This is a genomic window from Streptosporangium sp. NPDC049078 (genome assembly GCF_040648855.1).
In the GTDB taxonomy this organism is placed as follows: Bacteria; Actinomycetota; Actinomycetes; order Streptosporangiales; family Streptosporangiaceae; genus Streptosporangium.
Map to the genome: position 1 here is coordinate 23,548 of NZ_JBEZEL010000002.1, position 17,061 is coordinate 40,608.

Here is a 17,061-nt window from a genome sequence, read left to right on the forward strand (position 1 = left end):
GCCTCATGCTGACACCGCTTCCGGTCGCGGATTGGTGGGGAGCGCCCGCATAGTTCGCACCATAGAACTGTTCCTCCCCATCGCAAGCTCCCCCGGCCCGCCGCCACGGTCCCCATGGGGCCACCAGGCCCGATTGGCTCCGGCACGTTCCCCGTCAGGTGAAAGTTCCACCCGCGCTCTCTGCCCACGGCGCGTCCAACCTTCCGGTGGACGTCAGGGGTCGGGCGTCCCGGCGGCTCGAACCCCTCAGCTCGACGGCCTGGCCGAGCCGATCCGCGTGACGTAGAGGTCCCAGAACCGGTCCGGGTCCACCCCCAGCACGGTGCGGCCGTCCGAATCGGAGACGATCTCGGGACGGAGGAAGACCGCCGCGGCCACGGCGTCCCAGACGAACGCCCGATGTCCCGGGTCACCGGCGAAGAGCGGCCCCTGCAGTTCCTTGAAGAGCCTCCTGACCGGGGTCTCCTCGCCCGCGACCACCCGCTCGTAGGTCCGCCCGTCCAAGGTGAGCCGCTGCGCCGCCTCCAGTGTGACGACCAGTTCGCGCCGGAACGGGGCCTCGAACACGACCCGGGACGCCTCGGGGTCGAACCAGCGGTTGAACTCCTCACCCTCGGTGTCGGCTCCCAGATGGACGACCTCCCTGACCAGGGGGACCATGTCGGGGTGCTCCCGTACGGCGCGTGCCAGGTTGGTGGCCGGGCCGAGCGCGAAGACGGTCACCTCGCCGGGGTGGCGCCGCACCTGGTCGGCGATGAAGTCGGAGGCGCTGCCCGCCGCGGGCCGGGTCGTCGCGTAGCCACCGTGCGGTGGAGTCGCCAGCGCGCGGTGGGACGCCGGTCGCGGCCGGTCCAGGGCTCCGTCGTAGTCGTCCCTCGGCTCCGGCGTATTGCTCTCGCCGGTCACCACGGGGATGTCGGCCCTGCCGATGAGCTCCAGCTGGCGCAGCGCGTACGCGGTGCCCTCCTCCGGCCAGGTGTTGCCGCCCACGGTGGTGACCCCGAGCACCTCCACCCCTTCGGCGGCGGCCAGCAGGAACATGGCCTGGGCGTCGTCGTTCAGCTCGCCCATGTCCGCGTCGATGATGATCTTCCCGGTGCCGGGGGGCCCGTCGAGCGGCACCCCCGGCGAGCACGACGCCGTGGCGCACACCGTGGACAGCACCACCAGCGAAAATAGTATTTTCCTTCTCACGCCTCACTTGTCGGGCGTAACACCGCATTCGGTTCGTTCCATGCGGTGAACCGCCGGGGCCGCCGAACACGACAGCCCCCGGATCCCCGGACACGGCGAACCCGTACGGCACCGGACACCACGAAACCGTGAACCGCCGGAGCGGCCGGATGCGACAGAGAAGCATGACACCGTTGAAGGGGCTCCCATGAGCGAGCACGAGAGCTGGACGGACGCTCGACTGCTCGAGGCCGTCGCCGACGGGGACCGCCGGGCCCTGGAGGTCCTCTACGCCCGGCACGCACCCTGGCTCGTCATCCGGCTCACCCGGCGGTGCGCCGATCCGGCGCTGGTGGACGAGGCGCTCCAGGACACCTTCGTGGCCGTCTGGCGCACGGCACGCACCTGGAAGGGCAAGGGAGAGGTGGCCGCGTGGATCTGGGGCATCGGCATCCGCCGCCTGCTGGACCAGCTCCGCCGTCGTCCGGCGGTGCCACTGCCCGCCTACGAGCAGGTCATGGTCTCGGCCGAGGAGCAGGTGCTGCTCGGCATCGAGTACGGCGAGCTCGGCCAGGCGATGGGCCGGCTCTCCCCCGAGCTGCGCGCGGTGGTCCAGGCGACGGTCCTGGACGGCCTGACCACCCGTGAGGCCGGGCGGCTGCTCGGTATCCCCGCCGGGACCGTCAAGACCCGGATGATGCGCGCGAAGGCACTGCTGAGGGAGGAACTGGTATGAGCACCTGGCACATGGACGACGGCCTGGCCGTCAGGTACGCCGACGGGGAGCTGAACCCGACCCTGGCCGCCTCGGTCGAGGCCCACCTGCTGGCCTGCGATCAATGCCGGAGCCTGCTCGCGCCCCAGGTACCGCGCCCTCGGCTGGACCGGGTCTGGGCGGAGGTGGCCGACGCGGTGGACGCGCCCGTACCGGGACCGTTCGAGCGGCTGCTGCGGGCGATCGGTGTCCACGAGCACACGGCCCGCCTGCTGGGCGCCGCCCACTCGCTACGCCTGCCGTGGATCGCGGCCAGCGCCGTGGCGCTCCTGTTCGCCGCGTTGGCCTCGGGAGAGACGACGCGGTGGGGGACGCTCGTCTATCTCACGCTGGCCCCGATCCTGCCGGTCGCCGGGGTCGCCGTGGCCTTCGGCAGGGACGGTGATCCGGCCCACGAGATCGGCCTGGCGGCTCCGTACTCGATGTTCCGGCTGATGCTGATCCGCGCCGCCGCGGTGCTGACGTCCTCGTCGGCGCTGGCGTTGGTGACGGGCCTCGGCCTGCTGGACCACGACTGGACCGCGGCCGCGTGGCTGCTGCCCTCGCTCGCCCTGACCTCGCTGACCCTCGCCCTGTCCAGCCGGTTCGATCCGCGCCACTGCGGGGCCGCCGTGGCGGCGACCTGGCTGGTCGTGGCCGTCTCCGTCAACCTTCGCGAGCCGAGCCTGGCGATGTTCGGCGGCGTCGGCCAGGTGGGCTACCTGGTCGTCACCTTCGTGTCCGTCGCGCTTCTCTTCTTTCGCCGCAGGGAGTTCTCATGATCGAGGCAGTCGGCCTGGTGAAGGCCTACGGCCGCGACCGGGTCCTGGACGGGCTCACCTTCACCGTGGGCAAGGGGGTGACCGGCCTGCTCGGGCCGAACGGCGCGGGCAAGACCACGCTCGTCAGGATGCTGGCGACGGTGCTCGCACCGGACGGGGGCGAGCTGAGACTGCTCGGCCGGAACCCGGCCGGGGACCTGCTGGAGATCCGGCGGCGGCTGGGGTACCTGCCGCAGGAGCCGGGATACCAGCGGGGGTTCACCGTCTTCGAGTTCGTCGACTACGTGGCGATCCTGAAGGAGATGGTGGAGCGGCGGGCACGGCACGACGAGGTGCGCCGGGTGATCGAGGAGGTCGGGCTGACCTCCGTGAGCGGTAAGCGGATCCGGACGCTGTCGGGCGGGATGCGGCGACGGCTGGGCATCGCGCAGGCGCTGCTCGGCGACCCCGAGCTGATCCTGCTGGACGAGCCGACCGTCGGTCTGGACGCCGAACAGCGGCTCCGGTTCCGCGAGCTGATCTCGCACATCGGACAGGACCGCACCGTCGTGCTCTCCACCCACCAGACCGAGGACGTTTCCGCCCTGTGCAACCGGGTGGTCGTGCTCAAGGCGGGACGGTGCGCGTTCGAGGGCACACCCGAGCAGCTCCGGACCCTGGCCGAGGGCAGGGTCTGGCTGTCCACGGAGAAGTCGGGGGTGCTCTCCTGGCGTACCGGTGAAGGACTGTTCCGCAACATCGGGCCCGCTCCCGAGGGGGCCCGGCCGGCCGAACCGACCGTGGAGGACGGCTACCTGCTGCTGCTCGGCGACAAGGCGACGGCGGCGACGGCATGACCTGCGACCACGATCCCCGTCCCCGGCCCGCGGGCCGGGGACGGACGACGGCACGGACACCAGCCCGGGCAGGCGCGCCGCCCCGGGTACGGACACGCGGACCGGCCGTCCGGCCGCGGAAAGGACTGTCATGACAGGCTCGTCGTCGCTCGCCGGCCGGTGGCCCGCCACCACGCGTCACGCGGTGCCCGCGCTGGCCTACGCCGAGCTCCGGCGGCTGCTCCGCCACCCGCTCACCCTGCTCGGGCCCGCGCTGATGACGGCGGGGCTGCTCGGCCACACCTGGGAGTGGCCGCAGGACTCCTTCAGGATGATCACCGCTCAGATGGTGATGATATGGGGCGTACCTGCGTTCTTCGCCGCGAACCTCACCGGTACCGCGGCACACCGGGCGGGCACGGACGAGTTGCTGTCCACCGCCCCGGTCGACCGCGCGCACCGTACGGCCGCCGCCTGCCTGGCCGCCCTCGGACCGTTCGTGCTGGCCTGCCTGTTCCAGGCGGTGCTGCTGCGCCTCTGCCAGATGTTCCAGGTGGACCTGGGACATGCTCCCACGGTGTGGGAGATGGCCGCCGCACCGCTGTGCGTGCTCGGAGCCACGCTCCTGGGGACCGCGACCGCCCGCTGGGCACCCCGGCAGGGCGTGCCGTTCGCGGTCATGTCCGTACTGGTCGGTTTCAACTACATCGTCTATCAGGGCTCCGAGCGTTTCCTCGGCTTCCTCGTGGAGTTCGTGCTGTGGACCTCCCCCATGTGGACGTTCCAGAAGGCCGAGGGGTCGGCGCTCTGGCACGCGGTCTACCTGCTGGCGCTGAGCCTGGGAGCGGCGGCGCTGGCGATGCTGCGCGACTCGGCCCGGCGTGGGTTCTGGCTCGGGATCGGCGCGACGCTGCTCCTGACCGCGGCGCTCTCCGGCATCTGGCAGCTGCCGTGACCGCCGTCACCGATCAGGAGGGCACGCCGACGACCGTGCTGGCCCGTGTCCGTGAAGAGGAGCGCCGCCGACTGTGCCGGGATCTGCACGACGGGCTCGGCCACGCGCTGACCGAGATGGCGATGGTCGTCAACATGGCCAGGATCAGCCTGCGCACCGCCCCCGCCTCGACCGACCGCCTGCTGGCGGAACTGCGCGACGGCATGGACGCGGTCGGCCAGGAGATCAGAGAGCTGGTACACGGCCTGTACCCGCCCGCCCTGGACGCGCTCGGCCTGGCCGGAGCCGTGCGGGCACTGGCGGACAACGGACCCTCAGTGATCGTCGAGACCGAGGGCGACCTGTCCGGCCTGCCCTCGGCCGTCGAGGTGGCCGCGTACCGCATCGCGCAGGAGGCGCTCACCAACGTCCGCCGGCACGCCGGGGCCCGCTCGGCGACGATCTCGCTCCGGCGTGACGACTCCTTCCTCACGGTCCGGGTCCGCGACGACGGGAGCGGGCCGCCCCCGGCTCCCCGTCCGGGGATCGGTCTCGCCTCGATGCGTGAGCGCGCCCGCGAACTCGGCGGAACCTGCGTGATGGGCCCCGCACCGGGCGGCGGCGCACTCGTGAAGGCCGTGCTCCCCCTGTCGACCGCTGTCTCCGCGCCGTGAGGACCTCGGATCGCCGCCCCCGCGGTTCCCCGGATCCGTCACGGGCCCGAGAGGGGGGAACCGGTCTGCAGCCGGTTGCCCGTACGACGCCAGCGGGCGAGTCCGCCGTCCAGCGGGCGTGCCCGGAAGCCGTGGTCGCGCAGCAGCCGCACCGCCTCCGGGGAGACCACGCAGTAGGGGCCGCCGCAGTAGGCCACGATCTCGACGTCCCCGGGCAGCTCGTCGAGACGGTCCCGCAGCTCGGCCAGCGGAACCGAGACCGCCCCCGGCACATGGCCGAGGGCGTGGTCGGCGGCCGAACGGACGTCGACGATCACGATGTCGGGGTCGGTGAGACGTCCGGCGAGTTCCTCGGCGGTCACCGCCTCCAGGACGGCGACCTCGCCGAGGTGTTCGGAGACCGCCTCACGCAGGTCGGCGAGTCTTTCGGCGGCGAAGTCCTGCAGCTCGCCCAGAAACCGGGAGACCCGCTCGTCGGCGAGCCGGTAGTAGATCCGCGTACCGTCCCTGCGGCTCGTCACCAGGTGGGCGGCGCGCAGCTGCTGCAGCTGGGCCGAGGTGTTCTTCAGCGGGATGTCGGCCGCCTCCGACAGCTGCTCGACGGTGCGCTCCCGCTGGTCGAGCACATCGAGCAGCCTGAGCCGGACGGGACTGGCCAGCGTCCTGCCGATCCGCGCCAGCTGCCGGTAGATCGGCTCCTCGCGAAACTCCGTCATGGCCGTCAGACCATGTACTGGTCGTGGCGCAGGTAGACGTCCGTCCACTCCTCGTCGGTGAGCCGGCGCCCGCTGCTCGCGATCTCGGCGAGTTCCTCGAAGTACGCCTCGCGCGGCGCGCCCGGGGCGAAGAGCAGGAGCATCGAGGCCGGTTCGCCGGACTCGTTGCGGAAGCTGTGCACCCCGCCCTCGGGGACGTACAGGAAGTCTCCCGCCGTCGCGTCGGTCCAGGACTTCCCGTCGAACAGCCGCACCGTCCCCGAGAGCACGAAGAAGGACTCGGAGATCGTCCGGTGGAAGTGGGGCGCCGGACCGGAGGGTTTTGGCCCCATGTCCCAGCGGTACAGGCCGAACTGCCCGTTCGTCGAGGCACCGGTGCCCAGATAGCGCACCGTCGTGCCACCGATCACCAGATCCGGCCCCGCGCTCGCCGGCCTGAACACCCCGCTGCTCTCGCCCGCCTCGTCCAGGTAACGAGCTTCCGGATACGACATCGCACTCCCCGTCCTATGAGGAAATATTCTAAAAAACTATAGAACACGGGGATAAAGGAATGAAAGGTGTCACACGAGGCGGGGAGCACCGATGCGAACGGTCCCGCCGACTCCGGTCGGCGGATCACCCGGCGCGACGTCCACCACGGACGCCGGGCGGGTCAGCGGAGAAACAGGTTCAGCACGACCGTGAGGAGGATCGAGAGCAGCACGGAGACGAGGATCATGGTCAGGCAGCCGGCCCAGCCGCCCAGGATCCTGACCTCCGTGTTTCCGATGCGCATGTCCACGCGTTACCCGGTGACGACCTCGGAAAACCGGCCCCCGACGCGGGGCCGTCCGAGGAACGCGCCTCCCGCGTGTCATGCCGACCGGCTCGCCGACACGGATCTGTGCCGTCGCCGACACGCGGCTCCTCCAGTGTGCGCGGGGTGAAGACACCACCGGGAAGAACCTCATGACCCTCGCCTTCGAGACGCGAGGACTCGTCAAACGCTTCGGAAAGACGACCGCGCTCGCCGGGGTCGACCTGGCCGCCCCGCAGGGCACGGTCCTCGGCGTACTCGGGCCGAACGGCGCGGGAAAGACCACCGCCGTGCGCGTGCTGGCCACCCTGCTCAGGCCCGACGAGGGACACGCCACGGTCGGCGGGCTCGACGTCGTACGGCACGCCGCCCGGGTGCGCCGCCTGATCGGCCTGACCGGGCAGTACGCGTCGGTCGACGACGACCTCACCGGCACGGAGAACCTCGTGCTCATCGGGGAACTGCTCGACCTGCGCCGCGGGGAGGCCAAGGCGAGGGCCGCGGAACTGCTGAAGGAGTTCGGGCTCGCCGAGGCGGCGGGGCGGGCGGCCAAGACGTACTCGGGCGGCATGCGTCGCCGCCTCGACCTCGCCGCCGGTCTCGTCGGCCGCCCCTCAGTCGTCTATCTGGACGAGCCGACGACCGGTCTGGACCCGGCCAAACGTGACGACATGTGGAGCGTCATCCGCTCGCTGGCCGCCGACGGGGTCACCGTGCTGCTCACCACGCAGTATCTGGAGGAGGCCGACGCCCTCGCCGACAACATCTCGGTCATCGACCACGGACGGGTCATCGCGAACGGCACCCCGGCCGAACTCAAGCACGTCGTGGGCGGGCAGACGATCCTCGTCCGGCCCGCGGACCCGGCCCGGCTGGCGGACGCCGCCGCGCTCGTCGGCGCTGTGGTCGGCCGCACCCCGGAATCACCGGGCCGAGGCGTGATCACCGTTCCGGTCGAGAGCGACACCGCTTTCACCGAGGTCGTACGGCAGCTCGACCAGGAGCGGATCTCGGTCACCGAGCTCAGCCTCCGGCTGCCCAGCCTGGACGAGGTCTTCTTCACGCTCACCGGACGTCACGCCGAGGAAGAGGAGAACGCGGCATGACCCTCACCGTGGAACGCGCGCAGGCGCCGGCGCCACTCAGGAAGCGGCCCTTCGGGCTGGTACGGCACAGCCTCGCGCTCGGCAGGAGGAGCCTGACCAAGACGCTGCGCACCCCCGAGCAACTGCTCGACGTGACGCTGCAGCCGATCGTCTTCGTGCTGATCTACGTCTATCTGCTCGGCGGGGCGGTGGCCGGCTCCACCCAGGACTACCTGCAGTTCCTGCTTCCCGCCATCCTGGTGCAGACGGTGATGTTCGCCGGGATGGCCACCGGGGTGAACCTCAACACCGACATCGACAAGGGGGTCTTCGACCGGTTCCGCAGCCTGCCGATCGGCCGGTCCGCACCGCTGATCGGCTCGGTGCTCGGCGACCTGGCGCGCTATCTGGTGGCCGTCGTCTCCCTGCTCGCCTGCGGCCTCCTGCTGGGGTTCCGTATCCAGACCGACCCGCTCTCCGCGCTCGCCGCGTGCCTGCTCACCGTCTTCTTCGCGTTCAGCCTGAGCTGGGCGTTCGTCCTGATCGGGATGCTCATGCGCAGTCCGGGCGGGGTGCAGGGGACGGCCTTCCTGGTGCTGTTCCCGCTCACCTTCGGCACGAGCATGATCACACCGAAGGAGACCCTGCCCGGCTGGCTGCAGACCTGGGTGGAGCTCAACCCGGTCGCGCACGCGATGGACGCCTCGCGCGCCCTGATGCTGGGCGGGCCGGCGACGGGCCCGGTGATGTGGACGCTGCTGTCCTCTGTGCTCTTCCTCGCGGTGTTCGCGCCGCTCGCGGTCCGCGCCTACCGCCGCCGTACCTGATCGAGCGCGGCGGCCCGGTCGAGCGCCATGCCCCGCGCGTGGGCGGCGTCGTAGGCGGCGTCGCCCAGCTCGTCCCTGAGCCGCCGGACCAGCCCGGCGATCTCCAGGTTGAACCGGTCGGGGGCGCCGCGGAGCCGCTCGGCGACGCCGAGGGTCTCCGCGGCCCCCGCCAGGTCGCCCTCGTGGGCGCGCAGGGCCGCCGCGGCGACGCCGACGTGGGCCAGGACCGGCATGTCCTTGCCCTCGACCGCCCAGTCCGTCGCCTCGGTGACCCACCGTTCCGCGGCCACGAGGTCACCGCGGTCCACCGCCAGATGCGCCATCGCCCGCAGGATCAGCGCGCGGAACTGCGGGGCGACGAACCCGATCTCCTCGATGCCGGTCGCCGCCGCCTCGTAGTGCCGCTCCGCCACGTCCAGGTCACCCGCACGACGGTCGAGGTCCCCCAGCGCGAGGTGGGCGAACGCGATGTTCCGCTGTGACCAGCGCCTCTCGTCGGGCCGCGTCATCGCCAGGAGTTCGGCGCGTGCCCGGTCCACGTCGCCCTGCTGTGCCCGCGCGCCGGCGAGCGTGATCCGCTGGTGCACGGCGTGGTCGTCGGGGTTGAGCTCCCCCAGCAACCGGATCGCCTCCTCCATCGTCTCGACGGCCTCGTCGAAGTCGCCGAAGACCAGGTGTGCCTCCGCCAGCGAGCTCAGCACCTGGGCGAGCCCCCAGCGGTCTCCCAGCTCGCGGAACCCGGCGGCGGCGGCGAGCAGGTCGCGGCGCCTTCCCACCTGGTCCCCCTCGTTCTCCAGGAGCGCCGACCTGATCATGAAGAGCATCGCGCGGGTCCACGGGTGGGGGTGCGACATCTGCCGCTCGACGGCGGCCACGCCCCGGACGACGTCGTCGGTGAAGATCGCGAAGATGGGATCGATCAGGGCGAGGAACGGGTCCCCGGTGTCGGGGCCGACGGTCTCGGCCAGCGCCCCGAACCGCTCGACGACGTCCTCCACGTTCTCGTGCTCACCGGAGAGCATCCTGTTGATCAGGTGGAAGGCGGTCGCGACCGACCGGCGCTCCGAGGAGACCTCACCGGGAACGTCGAGGGCGAGACGGAGCCGGACCACGGCCTCGGCGTGGTTCTCGCGCATCATCCAGAAGGTGCTCAGCGCGGCGGCCAGCCGCACCGCCGTGTCCGCGTCGCCCGCGTCGGCGGCGAAGTGCAGGGCGGCGAGCAGGTTGTCGTGCTCGGTCTCCAGCACGGCGAGCCAGACCAGCTGCCGCTCCTCGCGCAGAAAGGGCTCGGCCGTCTCGGCGAGGTCCAGGAAGTACGCCGCGTGCGCGGCCCGCACCCGGGCGACCTCCCCGTTCTCCGCGAGCCGTTCCAGCCCGTACTCCCGGATCGTCTCCAGCATGCGGTAGCGCGGCTGCGGCGCCTCGACCACCTGCAGCAGCGACCTGTCCACCAGCGCGCCGAGCAGGTCCAGGGCCGTACCCGGCTCCGCGCACACCCGCTCGGCCGCCTCCACCGAGATCCCGCCGGGAAACACCGCGAGCCGCTCGGCGAACCGGCGTTCTTCACCGAGCAGGTCCCAGCTCCAGTCGACGACCGCGCGCAACGTCCGATGGCGGGGCAGCGCGGTACGGCTACCACCGGTCAGCAGCCGGAACCTGTCGCCGAGACGCTCGGCCACCTGCGGCGCGGTCAGGGAACGCATCCGCGCCGCGGCCAGCTCGATCGCGAGAGGCAACCCGTCCAGCCGCCGGCAGATCTCCACCACGGCCGCGACGTTCTCCTCGGTGACCGCGAAGCCGGGCCGTACGGCGGCGGCCCGCTCGGCGAGCAGCCGCACCGCCGGGCTGGTCACCGCCTGCCGCACCGAGGCGTCCGGCTCGGGCAGCCCGAGCGGGGTGACCGGGCACAGCACCTCGCCGAGTATCCCGAGGGGCTCCCTGCTGGTGGCGAGGATCCGCAGCCCGGGGCAGCGCCCCAGCAGGTCTTCCGCCAGGTGGGCCACGGCCTCGACCAGGTGCTCGCAGTTGTCCAGCACGATCAGGGTCTCGGCGCGCGAGAGCGCCTCGACCAGGCGGCTCGTCGTGTCCCTGGGCACCCCCTGGGGATCGAGCACCCGGGTGCCGAGCGCGCCGAACACCGCCTGGGGCACGTCGGCCGTGTCGGTCACCGCCGCGAGTTCCACCAGCCAGGCACCACCGGGCCACCGCTCGGCGAGCCCTCCGGCGACGGTGGTCGCGAGCCGGGTCTTGCCCGCCCCGCCGGGACCGACCAGCGTGACCAGCCGCCCCTCCGCCAGCGACGCGCCGACCCGCCGCACCTCGTCCGTACGCCCGACGAAGCTGGTCAGCGCGGTCCGCAGGTTGCCCTTCTGCCGGCGGGCGGGCTCCGCCTCGCCCTCCCGGAGCAGCGCGAGGTGGATCTCCCGCAGCTCGGGCCCCGGGTCGGCCCCCAGCTCCTCCGCCAGACGGAGCCTGATCCTCTCGTAGCCGGCCAGCGCCTCGGCCTGACGCCCCTGGGCGTGCAGCGCCCGCAGCAGCAGTCCCTGCAGCCGCTCTCTCAGCGGATGACGGGTCGCCGCCTCGGAGAGCTCGGCCACCAGGTGAGCGTGCCGCCCGGCCGCCAGGTCCGCCTCCGCCCGGTCCTCGATCGCGGCCAGCCGCGCCTCCTCCAGACCGGCCGCGTACGCCGTGGCGAAGGAGGCTCCGGCCGCGTCCGCCAGCGCGGGACCTCGCCAGAGCCCGAGCGCCTCACCGAGCAGGGATCCGGCGGCCTGCGCGTCCCCGCCGTTCAGCGCGCGCCTCCCCGCCCGCGCCAGCCGCTCGAACCGGTGCGCGTCGACGGCCTCAGGTGGCAGGTCGAGCCGGTAACCGCCGCGATCCGACCGCAGCACCGAGGCGTCCGGCAGGCTGCGGCGCAGCCTGGCGACGAGCGACCGTACCGCGTTCGCGCGGTCGGCGGGCTGCTCCTGGGGCCAGAGCGCGTCCGACAGCTCGTCGGCGGTGACGACCCGCCCCGCTCCCAGTGCCAGCCGGATCAGCAGCACGCGGAGCCGGACACCCCCGATCTCGACGCTCTCACCGGCCGCCGTCACCTCCAGCGGACCCAGGATGCCCACACGCATGCGGCCAACTGTGCCACGCCCCGGCACGACACGGCTCCTGCGTTTCCACGACGCCGCGCACGCCCACCGACCCGCACCTTTACTCTCCGTACCATCGAGATCACGATCTGTCGGCGATAATGGCACGATCGACGGCGCGAAGCCGCGAGCCCGGTCCTTTCACGAGCGGGAGGCCGACGGCAACGGGAGTAGGGGGTTCACGGTGCGGACGCATTTCGATCCGGAGGAGACCGAGGAGTTCGAGTCGGCGAAGGACCTGCTGGTCCGTCGCTGTCTCGCCTGGGCGGACGAGCGCGGCACGCGGGCCGACGAGGCGATGCTCGCCGCGGTCCTGGACGCGCGCCACCGCAGCCGTGACGGGCGGCTCGCCTACTGGGACACGCGACAGGTGCGGCGTTTCCTCCTGGAATGGATCCCCAGGCACCTCGCGGCCGAGCGCGAGACCCTCGCCTCCGCGCCGGAGAACCTGCTCACGCTCCTGCGCTACCTCACCGCGTCCGGCCTGCGCGACCCCCGGGGCGCCTCCCTCACCGAACTGGAGGCGGCCGTGGCCGAGGCGGAGGCGGAGTTTCCCGCGGCGCTCGCCGACCCGGCCCGGCAGGGCATCGGGAGGCTCTGGGCGCAGACCGCCCTCGACAACGGCTTCGTCCTCGACGACGAAGAGGACATGGCCCGCTTCCAGCACGACGTCAGCAGCGGCCGGATACAGTTCGACGCCGACGTGGTCGAAGCGCTTCTCCAGGCCGAGTTCGGTGGCGCGGGACCCGACGACGACCGGGCCTTCTCCCAGTGCCCCATCGCCCTCCCCACCGCCGCCGAACTCGCCGCCGACGCCGCGAGAAGCGAGATCGTACGGCAGCTGACCGCCCTGACCGGCTGGGTGGGGAAGGACGGGCGTCCTCTCACCAAGGCCGGAGACCTGCGGGCGGCCGACGCCCGCGAGCTGGCGGAGCTGCTGGACATCGGGGAGCCGGATCAGCGGGCACGCGCGTCCGGCACCCGCGAAGCGACGGAGCCGCCGAACGCGCAGAAGCGCGATCCGGAGGCGCTGCCGGGCACCGGGGAGGGAGATCCGGCGCGGCCGACGGACACCGGGGAGGGGGATCCGGCGCACCTGCCCGGCACCGGGGAACGGGATCAGTGGGCGCGCGGCTCCACGGAGACGCCCCGGTTGGACCTCCTGCTGGCCTGGGCGAAGAAGGCGGGCCTGGTGCGGGTGCTCAAGGGACGCCTGGTCCCGGTGGCCAAGGCCGCCCCGCTGCTGCGCGACCCGGAGGCGCTGTGGCGGCGCGCGTTCGAGGCCGTCTTCGAGCTGGGCGCCGCGATCTGCGCGCCCGCCTCCGGGAGGGTCGGCTTCTCGATGCTCGTCACGGCGTTCGACGAGCTGCTGCCCGACGTGCTGAACACCATGTACAGCCTGCCGGCCCCGATCCCCGTCGCCCGGCTGCAGGAGACCGTGTGGCTCGCCTGCCAGGAATACTTCCTGCTCGACTTCGCGGAGAACGGCTCCCGCCAGGACGTCTGGCGCCGACGGGTCGACGAGGATCTCCTGGTGGTGTTCGACGTCCTCTCCCGCCTCGGTGCCGTCGAGACGAGCCACGGCGTGCCCGACGAGCTGTACTCCAGCGACCTGCGTCCCGGCTTCGTCGAGGGGATCGGCGAGCTCACCCAGGACGACCTGCCGTTGCCGCCCGAGGCGTGCGCCCGGCTCCTGACGCGCCTCGCGGAGCCCGGCCCGCTGGTATGGCTCACGCCGCTGGGCACCCGAGCCGTCCGCGAGCGGCTGCTCGCCGACGGGCGGGACGCCCCGCTGATCGGGGAGCTGGCGGACGCCGAGGCCGGCGAGCTGCTGGGAGTGATCGCCCAGCACTACACCCAGGAGACGGCGGTCGCCGAGCTCGAAGGCTGGCTCGCGGCGCACGGAGGTGACATCGAGCCGCTCCTGGACGCCATCCGCGCCTGTCCCTTCCGCACCCGCGCCTCCGCCATGCTCTCCGCCCTGACCGAGTCGCTCCCCGACGGCCGGTCGATGCGGGCGAGACTCCGGCACGACCCGGCGCTGGGATCCCTCGTCCTCACCGCCCTCCTGGAGGAGGGAGAGCTGGGCCCCGAGGATCTCACCGCCCGCGAGCACTCGCTGCTCCTCGCCGAGGGGATGGTCATCCTGCTGGAGCTGGGCGGTCCCGAGGCCATCGTGGAGCAGCTCCGCGAGTCGGCGGGCAGGGACGCGCCGGAGTTCGTCGCGGAGGTGCTGGATTCCGGGCATCCCGCGCGGGAGGCGCTGGAGGAGCTGCGCGTGCTGGTGTACGAACCGATGCTGGCCAGGAGCGCCCGGCTACGGCTCGTGCCCAGCCCGGCGCCCGGCTCACGGGGCCGTCCCAACGGCCGCGGCGGGAAACGCCGACGCTGACGTCTCCGCCGCCGCCACCGGTGACGGCCGGTCGCCGGAGGTCATGACCGGCCGTGCGTCCCTGACGGGGTCGCGACATGCGACCGGGGCCGGAGAGCCGCGCCTCCGCTGTGGAGCACCGTGTTCAGGGGATCGGCGCCACCGCTTCGGGGGCATCGCCCCTTCCACAACGCCAGAATTACGAAAATTAGGACTATCGCCGACAAAACATGATCGATAGCCTCCTTCGACACTTTGTGTGTCAGAAGGAGATATATCCGTGCAAGTACCTCGTGCCCTCATGCCGGCGATCCTCACCTCCGGATCGATCGGCATGGTCGGCGTCGCCCCCGCGGCGGCGGACCCCACCCCCGCGTCCTCCACCGCGGCGGTCGAGGACGAGCTCCTCGGCAAGCTCACGGCCATCCCCGGGCTGACCGTGGTCTCGGAGACCCGGCCGACCGGCTACCGGTTCTCCGTCGGTCGCGCGTCGGAGTCCCTCCCCCACGACGACATGCTCCCCACCCGCGGAAAGCGCTGACCCCCCATGCGTATCACCAGGCCACTCACCGCCCTCGCGGCCGTCTCGATGACCGCCGCCCTGCTCACCGTGCCCGCCGTACCCGCCGGCGCCACCTCCGACGGCGCCGTCGGCAGTGCCACCGTGGTGCCGCTCCAGGTCACCGGAGCCCCGGCCAAACGGTTCAACCTGATCATCATGGGTGACGGCTACACCGCGGGCGAGCAGTCCACGTTCGCCGCCGACACCGACCAGCAGCTCAACGTGATGTGGTCCATCGAGCCGTACAAGTCCTACCGCAACTACTTCAACGTCTACCGGGTGGACATCGTCTCCGGCGAGTCCGGCATCGGCTGCGACCCCGACCTGTCCGCGGGGAGGAAGAACACCCCGCTGAGCATGGCCTTCTGGGGCGGCTGCAACCCCTCCAGCGTCCAGCGGCTGATCACCATGAGCAACTCGGCCGCCAACACCTACGCCAACCTGGTGGCCGGGACCAGCAGCGCCAACCGGCAGATCCTGGCCCTGGGCAACAGCGGCACCTACGGCGGGGCGGGCGGCGCCTACGCCACCTCCTCCGGCCACAACTCGATGTCGGCCCTCATCGCGCCGCACGAGATCGGCCACTCGCTGGGCGGCCTGCAGGACGAGTACACCTACTACACGCGCGGCGTGGAGGGCGGCGCCTACACCGGAGCCGAACCCAGCTCCGCGCACCACACCCTGCTCACCGAGCAGCAGATCGCCGACCAGCGCAGGAAGTGGTGGCGCTGGCTGGGCGAACCCAGCGAGGCCGGCGGCACCATCGGCCGCCACGAGGGCGGCCTGTACTTCGGCACAGGGGTCTGGCGGCCCAGCGAGCACTCCATCATGAGGACGCTCGGCTACTACTACGACCAGGTCAGCCGCGAGATCATGACCCAGAGGATCTCCGCCAAGACCGGCCTCATCCAGGACGGCACGCCGGCCACGTCGCCGGTCGGCGCCGACCGGGTGCTCTGGGTGGAGCCGCTGCACCCCAACAGCCACTCGCTGACCACCGTCTGGAGCGTCAACGGCACCGACCTGGCGGGCGATCGCACCACCCTCGACCTCCGCACGCTGAACCTGCCGGCCGGCACCCACACGGTCAAGGCGACCGTCACCGACCCGACCGACTTCGTACGAGACCCGGCCATCCGCTCCGGCGCCCTCACCGCCACCCGCACCTGGACCGTGGACACCACCGTGACCACCGTCCCCGCCGAGGTCGGCCCCGGCCTGCTCTCCTCCACGCCCACCAACCAGGCGGTCGGCCACGACGAGGTCGTCTACGTCGAGACCACCCACCCCGACGACAACGTCCCGACCGTCACCTGGACGCTGGACGGCAGGCGGCTCGACGACAACGACGGGGACCTGGACCTGGGAGAGCTCACGCTCACCCCCGGCAACCACACCCTCACCGCCACCTCCGGCGGCGACAGCCGAACCTGGACCGTCGACAACACGCCGCCCACCACCGGCTACCGGCTCTCCGAACCCCTGGTCTCCTCCGGTGACACCTACGTCTACAACGGCCCCTTCACCATGAGGCTCACCGGCGACGACGACCAGGACGGGTACGTCGTCAGCGAGTCCCGGGTGGACGGCGACGGCTGGTTCAACTACTTCGGCTGGCCGACCTCCGCCGACCTGCCGTGGACGTTCAGCGAGAGCGGCACCGTCATCGACAGCCTCACCTTCGGCAAGCTGCCCCGGGGCAGGCACACCGTCGAGTACCGCTCGATCGACCCCAGCGGCAACCACGGCACGGCCGAGAACTTCACGGTCACCACCCTCGCGCCGCCGCCCGCCTGCACCACCACGGTCACCGGCACCAGGAACGGGACGCTCCCCGTCCGCTCCGGCGTCACCTGCCTGAACGACGCCCGGATCAACGGCGGGGTGACCGTCTCGGCGGGCGCGTCCCTGGTGGTGACCGGCGGCACGATCAACGGAGCGGTCACCGCGACCGGCGCCGCCGAGGTGCACCTGCTCAAGGCACAGGTCAACGGCGCGGTCTCGATCTCCGGCACCACCGGCCGGCTGATCATCGCCGGTGCCGAGCTCAGGGGCGCGGCGGTGCTGAACGGCAACACCACCGCCGACGCGCTCGTGATGGCGGGCAGCAGCGTCCGCGGCGCGCTGGCCTGCACCGGCAACACGCCCGCGCCGTCCAACGCCGGGGTGGCCAACCAGATCACCGGCAGCGGCCAGTGCGCCGGCCTCGTCGACCCCCGCCCCAACCCCCGCGGCAAGACCTACGAGGCCGTGGTCTCCAGCACCATCCCCGAGAGGGGCATGTACGAGCACAACCACAACTGATCCACTCGACCGGCGGGGCGGCCCCACCAACGGGCCGAACGGGGCGGCCAAGTCGCCCCGACCCCACAACCGACACGTGTGAACGGTGGGACGTCCCCACAGGGGCGTCCCGCCTCCGTGTTCTC

General features: G+C 72.1%; 15 protein-coding genes. 10 read left to right on the forward strand and 5 right to left on the reverse strand.

Annotated features, from left to right (window positions below):
• Window positions 1-246: 246 nt before the first annotated feature.
• Window positions 247-1,167 carry a nucleoside hydrolase gene (locus tag AB0B90_RS02970; RefSeq protein WP_362920419.1) on the reverse strand — a complete coding sequence of 307 codons (921 nt, stop codon included), beginning with the start codon at window positions 1,165-1,167 and terminating at the stop codon, window positions 247-249.
• Window positions 1,168-1,381: 214 nt separating this feature from the next.
• On the opposite strand from AB0B90_RS02970, the gene AB0B90_RS02975 reads away from it, so the two are divergent.
• The 5 genes from AB0B90_RS02975 to AB0B90_RS02995 all read left to right on the forward strand — a co-directional run bounded on the left by AB0B90_RS02975 (window position 1,382) and on the right by AB0B90_RS02995 (window position 5,132).
• Window positions 1,382-1,909 carry an RNA polymerase sigma factor gene (locus AB0B90_RS02975; protein ID WP_350944289.1) on the forward strand — a complete coding sequence of 176 codons (528 nt, stop codon included), beginning with the start codon at window positions 1,382-1,384 and terminating at the stop codon, window positions 1,907-1,909.
• Window positions 1,906-2,709, forward strand: a complete 804-nt coding sequence (locus AB0B90_RS02980; protein ID WP_362920421.1) for a zf-HC2 domain-containing protein — start codon at window positions 1,906-1,908, stop codon at window positions 2,707-2,709. Before AB0B90_RS02975 ends, AB0B90_RS02980 begins: the two co-directional genes overlap by 4 nt.
• Complete coding sequence (locus tag AB0B90_RS02985) at window positions 2,706-3,545, forward strand: ABC transporter ATP-binding protein (protein ID WP_350944293.1); 840 nt, start codon at window positions 2,706-2,708, stop codon at window positions 3,543-3,545. The genes AB0B90_RS02980 and AB0B90_RS02985 overlap by 4 nt, the downstream gene beginning before the upstream one ends.
• Window positions 3,546-3,675: 130 nt before the next feature.
• Window positions 3,676-4,479 (forward strand): hypothetical protein, encoded by an 804-nt coding sequence (locus tag AB0B90_RS02990; protein ID WP_350944295.1) that lies wholly within the window; start codon window positions 3,676-3,678, stop codon window positions 4,477-4,479.
• Window positions 4,476-5,132, forward strand: coding sequence for a sensor histidine kinase (locus AB0B90_RS02995; RefSeq protein ID WP_362920423.1), 657 nt, complete (start codon window positions 4,476-4,478; stop codon window positions 5,130-5,132). Before AB0B90_RS02990 ends, AB0B90_RS02995 begins: the two co-directional genes overlap by 4 nt.
• Before the next feature lie 38 nt (window positions 5,133-5,170).
• Here the strand turns inward: AB0B90_RS02995 and AB0B90_RS03000 are convergent, their stop codons facing one another.
• The 3 genes from AB0B90_RS03000 to AB0B90_RS03010 form a co-directional block, all read right to left on the reverse strand.
• Complete coding sequence (locus AB0B90_RS03000) at window positions 5,171-5,848, reverse strand: metalloregulator ArsR/SmtB family transcription factor (protein ID WP_362920425.1); 678 nt, start codon at window positions 5,846-5,848, stop codon at window positions 5,171-5,173.
• Between the two features lie 5 nt (window positions 5,849-5,853).
• A complete protein-coding gene (locus AB0B90_RS03005; protein WP_350944300.1) occupies window positions 5,854-6,342 on the reverse strand; it encodes a cupin domain-containing protein in 489 nt (162 codons plus the stop codon).
• A 161-nt stretch (window positions 6,343-6,503) separates the two neighbouring features.
• Window positions 6,504-6,626, reverse strand: coding sequence for a hypothetical protein (locus AB0B90_RS03010; RefSeq protein WP_350944302.1), 123 nt, complete (start codon window positions 6,624-6,626; stop codon window positions 6,504-6,506).
• 173 nt (window positions 6,627-6,799) lie between these two features.
• Here AB0B90_RS03010 and AB0B90_RS03015 point away from each other — a divergent pair, with 173 nt between their 5' ends.
• Entirely contained in the window at window positions 6,800-7,753 is a 954-nt protein-coding gene (locus AB0B90_RS03015) for an ATP-binding cassette domain-containing protein (RefSeq protein ID WP_362920427.1), read from the forward strand.
• Window positions 7,750-8,559, forward strand: coding sequence for an ABC transporter permease (locus AB0B90_RS03020; RefSeq protein ID WP_350944305.1), 810 nt, complete (start codon window positions 7,750-7,752; stop codon window positions 8,557-8,559). Before AB0B90_RS03015 ends, AB0B90_RS03020 begins: the two co-directional genes overlap by 4 nt.
• On the opposite strand, the gene AB0B90_RS03025 is transcribed toward AB0B90_RS03020, so the two are convergent.
• Window positions 8,541-11,681 (reverse strand): BTAD domain-containing putative transcriptional regulator, encoded by a 3,141-nt coding sequence (locus tag AB0B90_RS03025; protein WP_362920429.1) that lies wholly within the window; start codon window positions 11,679-11,681, stop codon window positions 8,541-8,543. The two genes, AB0B90_RS03020 and AB0B90_RS03025, sit on opposite strands and share 19 nt — an antisense overlap.
• A gap of 202 nt (window positions 11,682-11,883) precedes the next feature.
• Here AB0B90_RS03025 and AB0B90_RS03030 point away from each other — a divergent pair, with 202 nt between their 5' ends.
• The 3 genes from AB0B90_RS03030 to AB0B90_RS03040 all read left to right on the forward strand — a co-directional run bounded on the left by AB0B90_RS03030 (window position 11,884) and on the right by AB0B90_RS03040 (window position 16,936).
• On the forward strand, window positions 11,884-14,091 hold the full coding sequence (locus AB0B90_RS03030; RefSeq protein WP_362920431.1) for a hypothetical protein: 2,208 nt from the start codon (window positions 11,884-11,886) through the stop codon (window positions 14,089-14,091).
• A gap of 259 nt (window positions 14,092-14,350) precedes the next feature.
• Window positions 14,351-14,611: a hypothetical protein gene (locus AB0B90_RS03035; RefSeq protein ID WP_350944309.1), complete on the forward strand. Its 261-nt coding sequence runs from the start codon at window positions 14,351-14,353 to the stop codon at window positions 14,609-14,611.
• A 6-nt stretch (window positions 14,612-14,617) separates the two neighbouring features.
• The gene (locus AB0B90_RS03040) at window positions 14,618-16,936 is read left to right on the forward strand and encodes a M64 family metallopeptidase (RefSeq protein ID WP_350944310.1); all 2,319 of its coding nucleotides are present in this window, start codon (window positions 14,618-14,620) and stop codon (window positions 16,934-16,936) included.
• The last annotated feature ends 125 nt before the right edge of the window (window positions 16,937-17,061 follow it).

Bases quoted from the DNA above. Each gene is read 5' to 3' on its own strand.
- AB0B90_RS02975 (WP_350944289.1), top strand. From the start codon at position 1,382: ATGAGCGAGCACGAGAGCTGGACGGACGCTCGACTGCTCGAGGCCGTC.
- AB0B90_RS02980 (WP_362920421.1), top strand. From the start codon at position 1,906: ATGAGCACCTGGCACATGGACGACGGCCTGGCCGTCAGGTACGCCGAC.
- AB0B90_RS02985 (WP_350944293.1), top strand. From the start codon at position 2,706: ATGATCGAGGCAGTCGGCCTGGTGAAGGCCTACGGCCGCGACCGGGTC.
- AB0B90_RS02990 (WP_350944295.1), top strand. From the start codon at position 3,676: ATGACAGGCTCGTCGTCGCTCGCCGGCCGGTGGCCCGCCACCACGCGT.
- AB0B90_RS03000 (WP_362920425.1), bottom strand. From the start codon at position 5,848: ATGACGGAGTTTCGCGAGGAGCCGATCTACCGGCAGCTGGCGCGGATC.
- AB0B90_RS03005 (WP_350944300.1), bottom strand. From the start codon at position 6,342: ATGTCGTATCCGGAAGCTCGTTACCTGGACGAGGCGGGCGAGAGCAGC.
- AB0B90_RS03010 (WP_350944302.1), bottom strand. From the start codon at position 6,626: ATGCGCATCGGAAACACGGAGGTCAGGATCCTGGGCGGCTGGGCCGGC.
- AB0B90_RS03015 (WP_362920427.1), top strand. From the start codon at position 6,800: ATGACCCTCGCCTTCGAGACGCGAGGACTCGTCAAACGCTTCGGAAAG.
- AB0B90_RS03020 (WP_350944305.1), top strand. From the start codon at position 7,750: ATGACCCTCACCGTGGAACGCGCGCAGGCGCCGGCGCCACTCAGGAAG.
- AB0B90_RS03025 (WP_362920429.1), bottom strand. From the start codon at position 11,681: ATGCGTGTGGGCATCCTGGGTCCGCTGGAGGTGACGGCGGCCGGTGAG.
- AB0B90_RS03040 (WP_350944310.1), top strand. From the start codon at position 14,618: ATGCGTATCACCAGGCCACTCACCGCCCTCGCGGCCGTCTCGATGACC.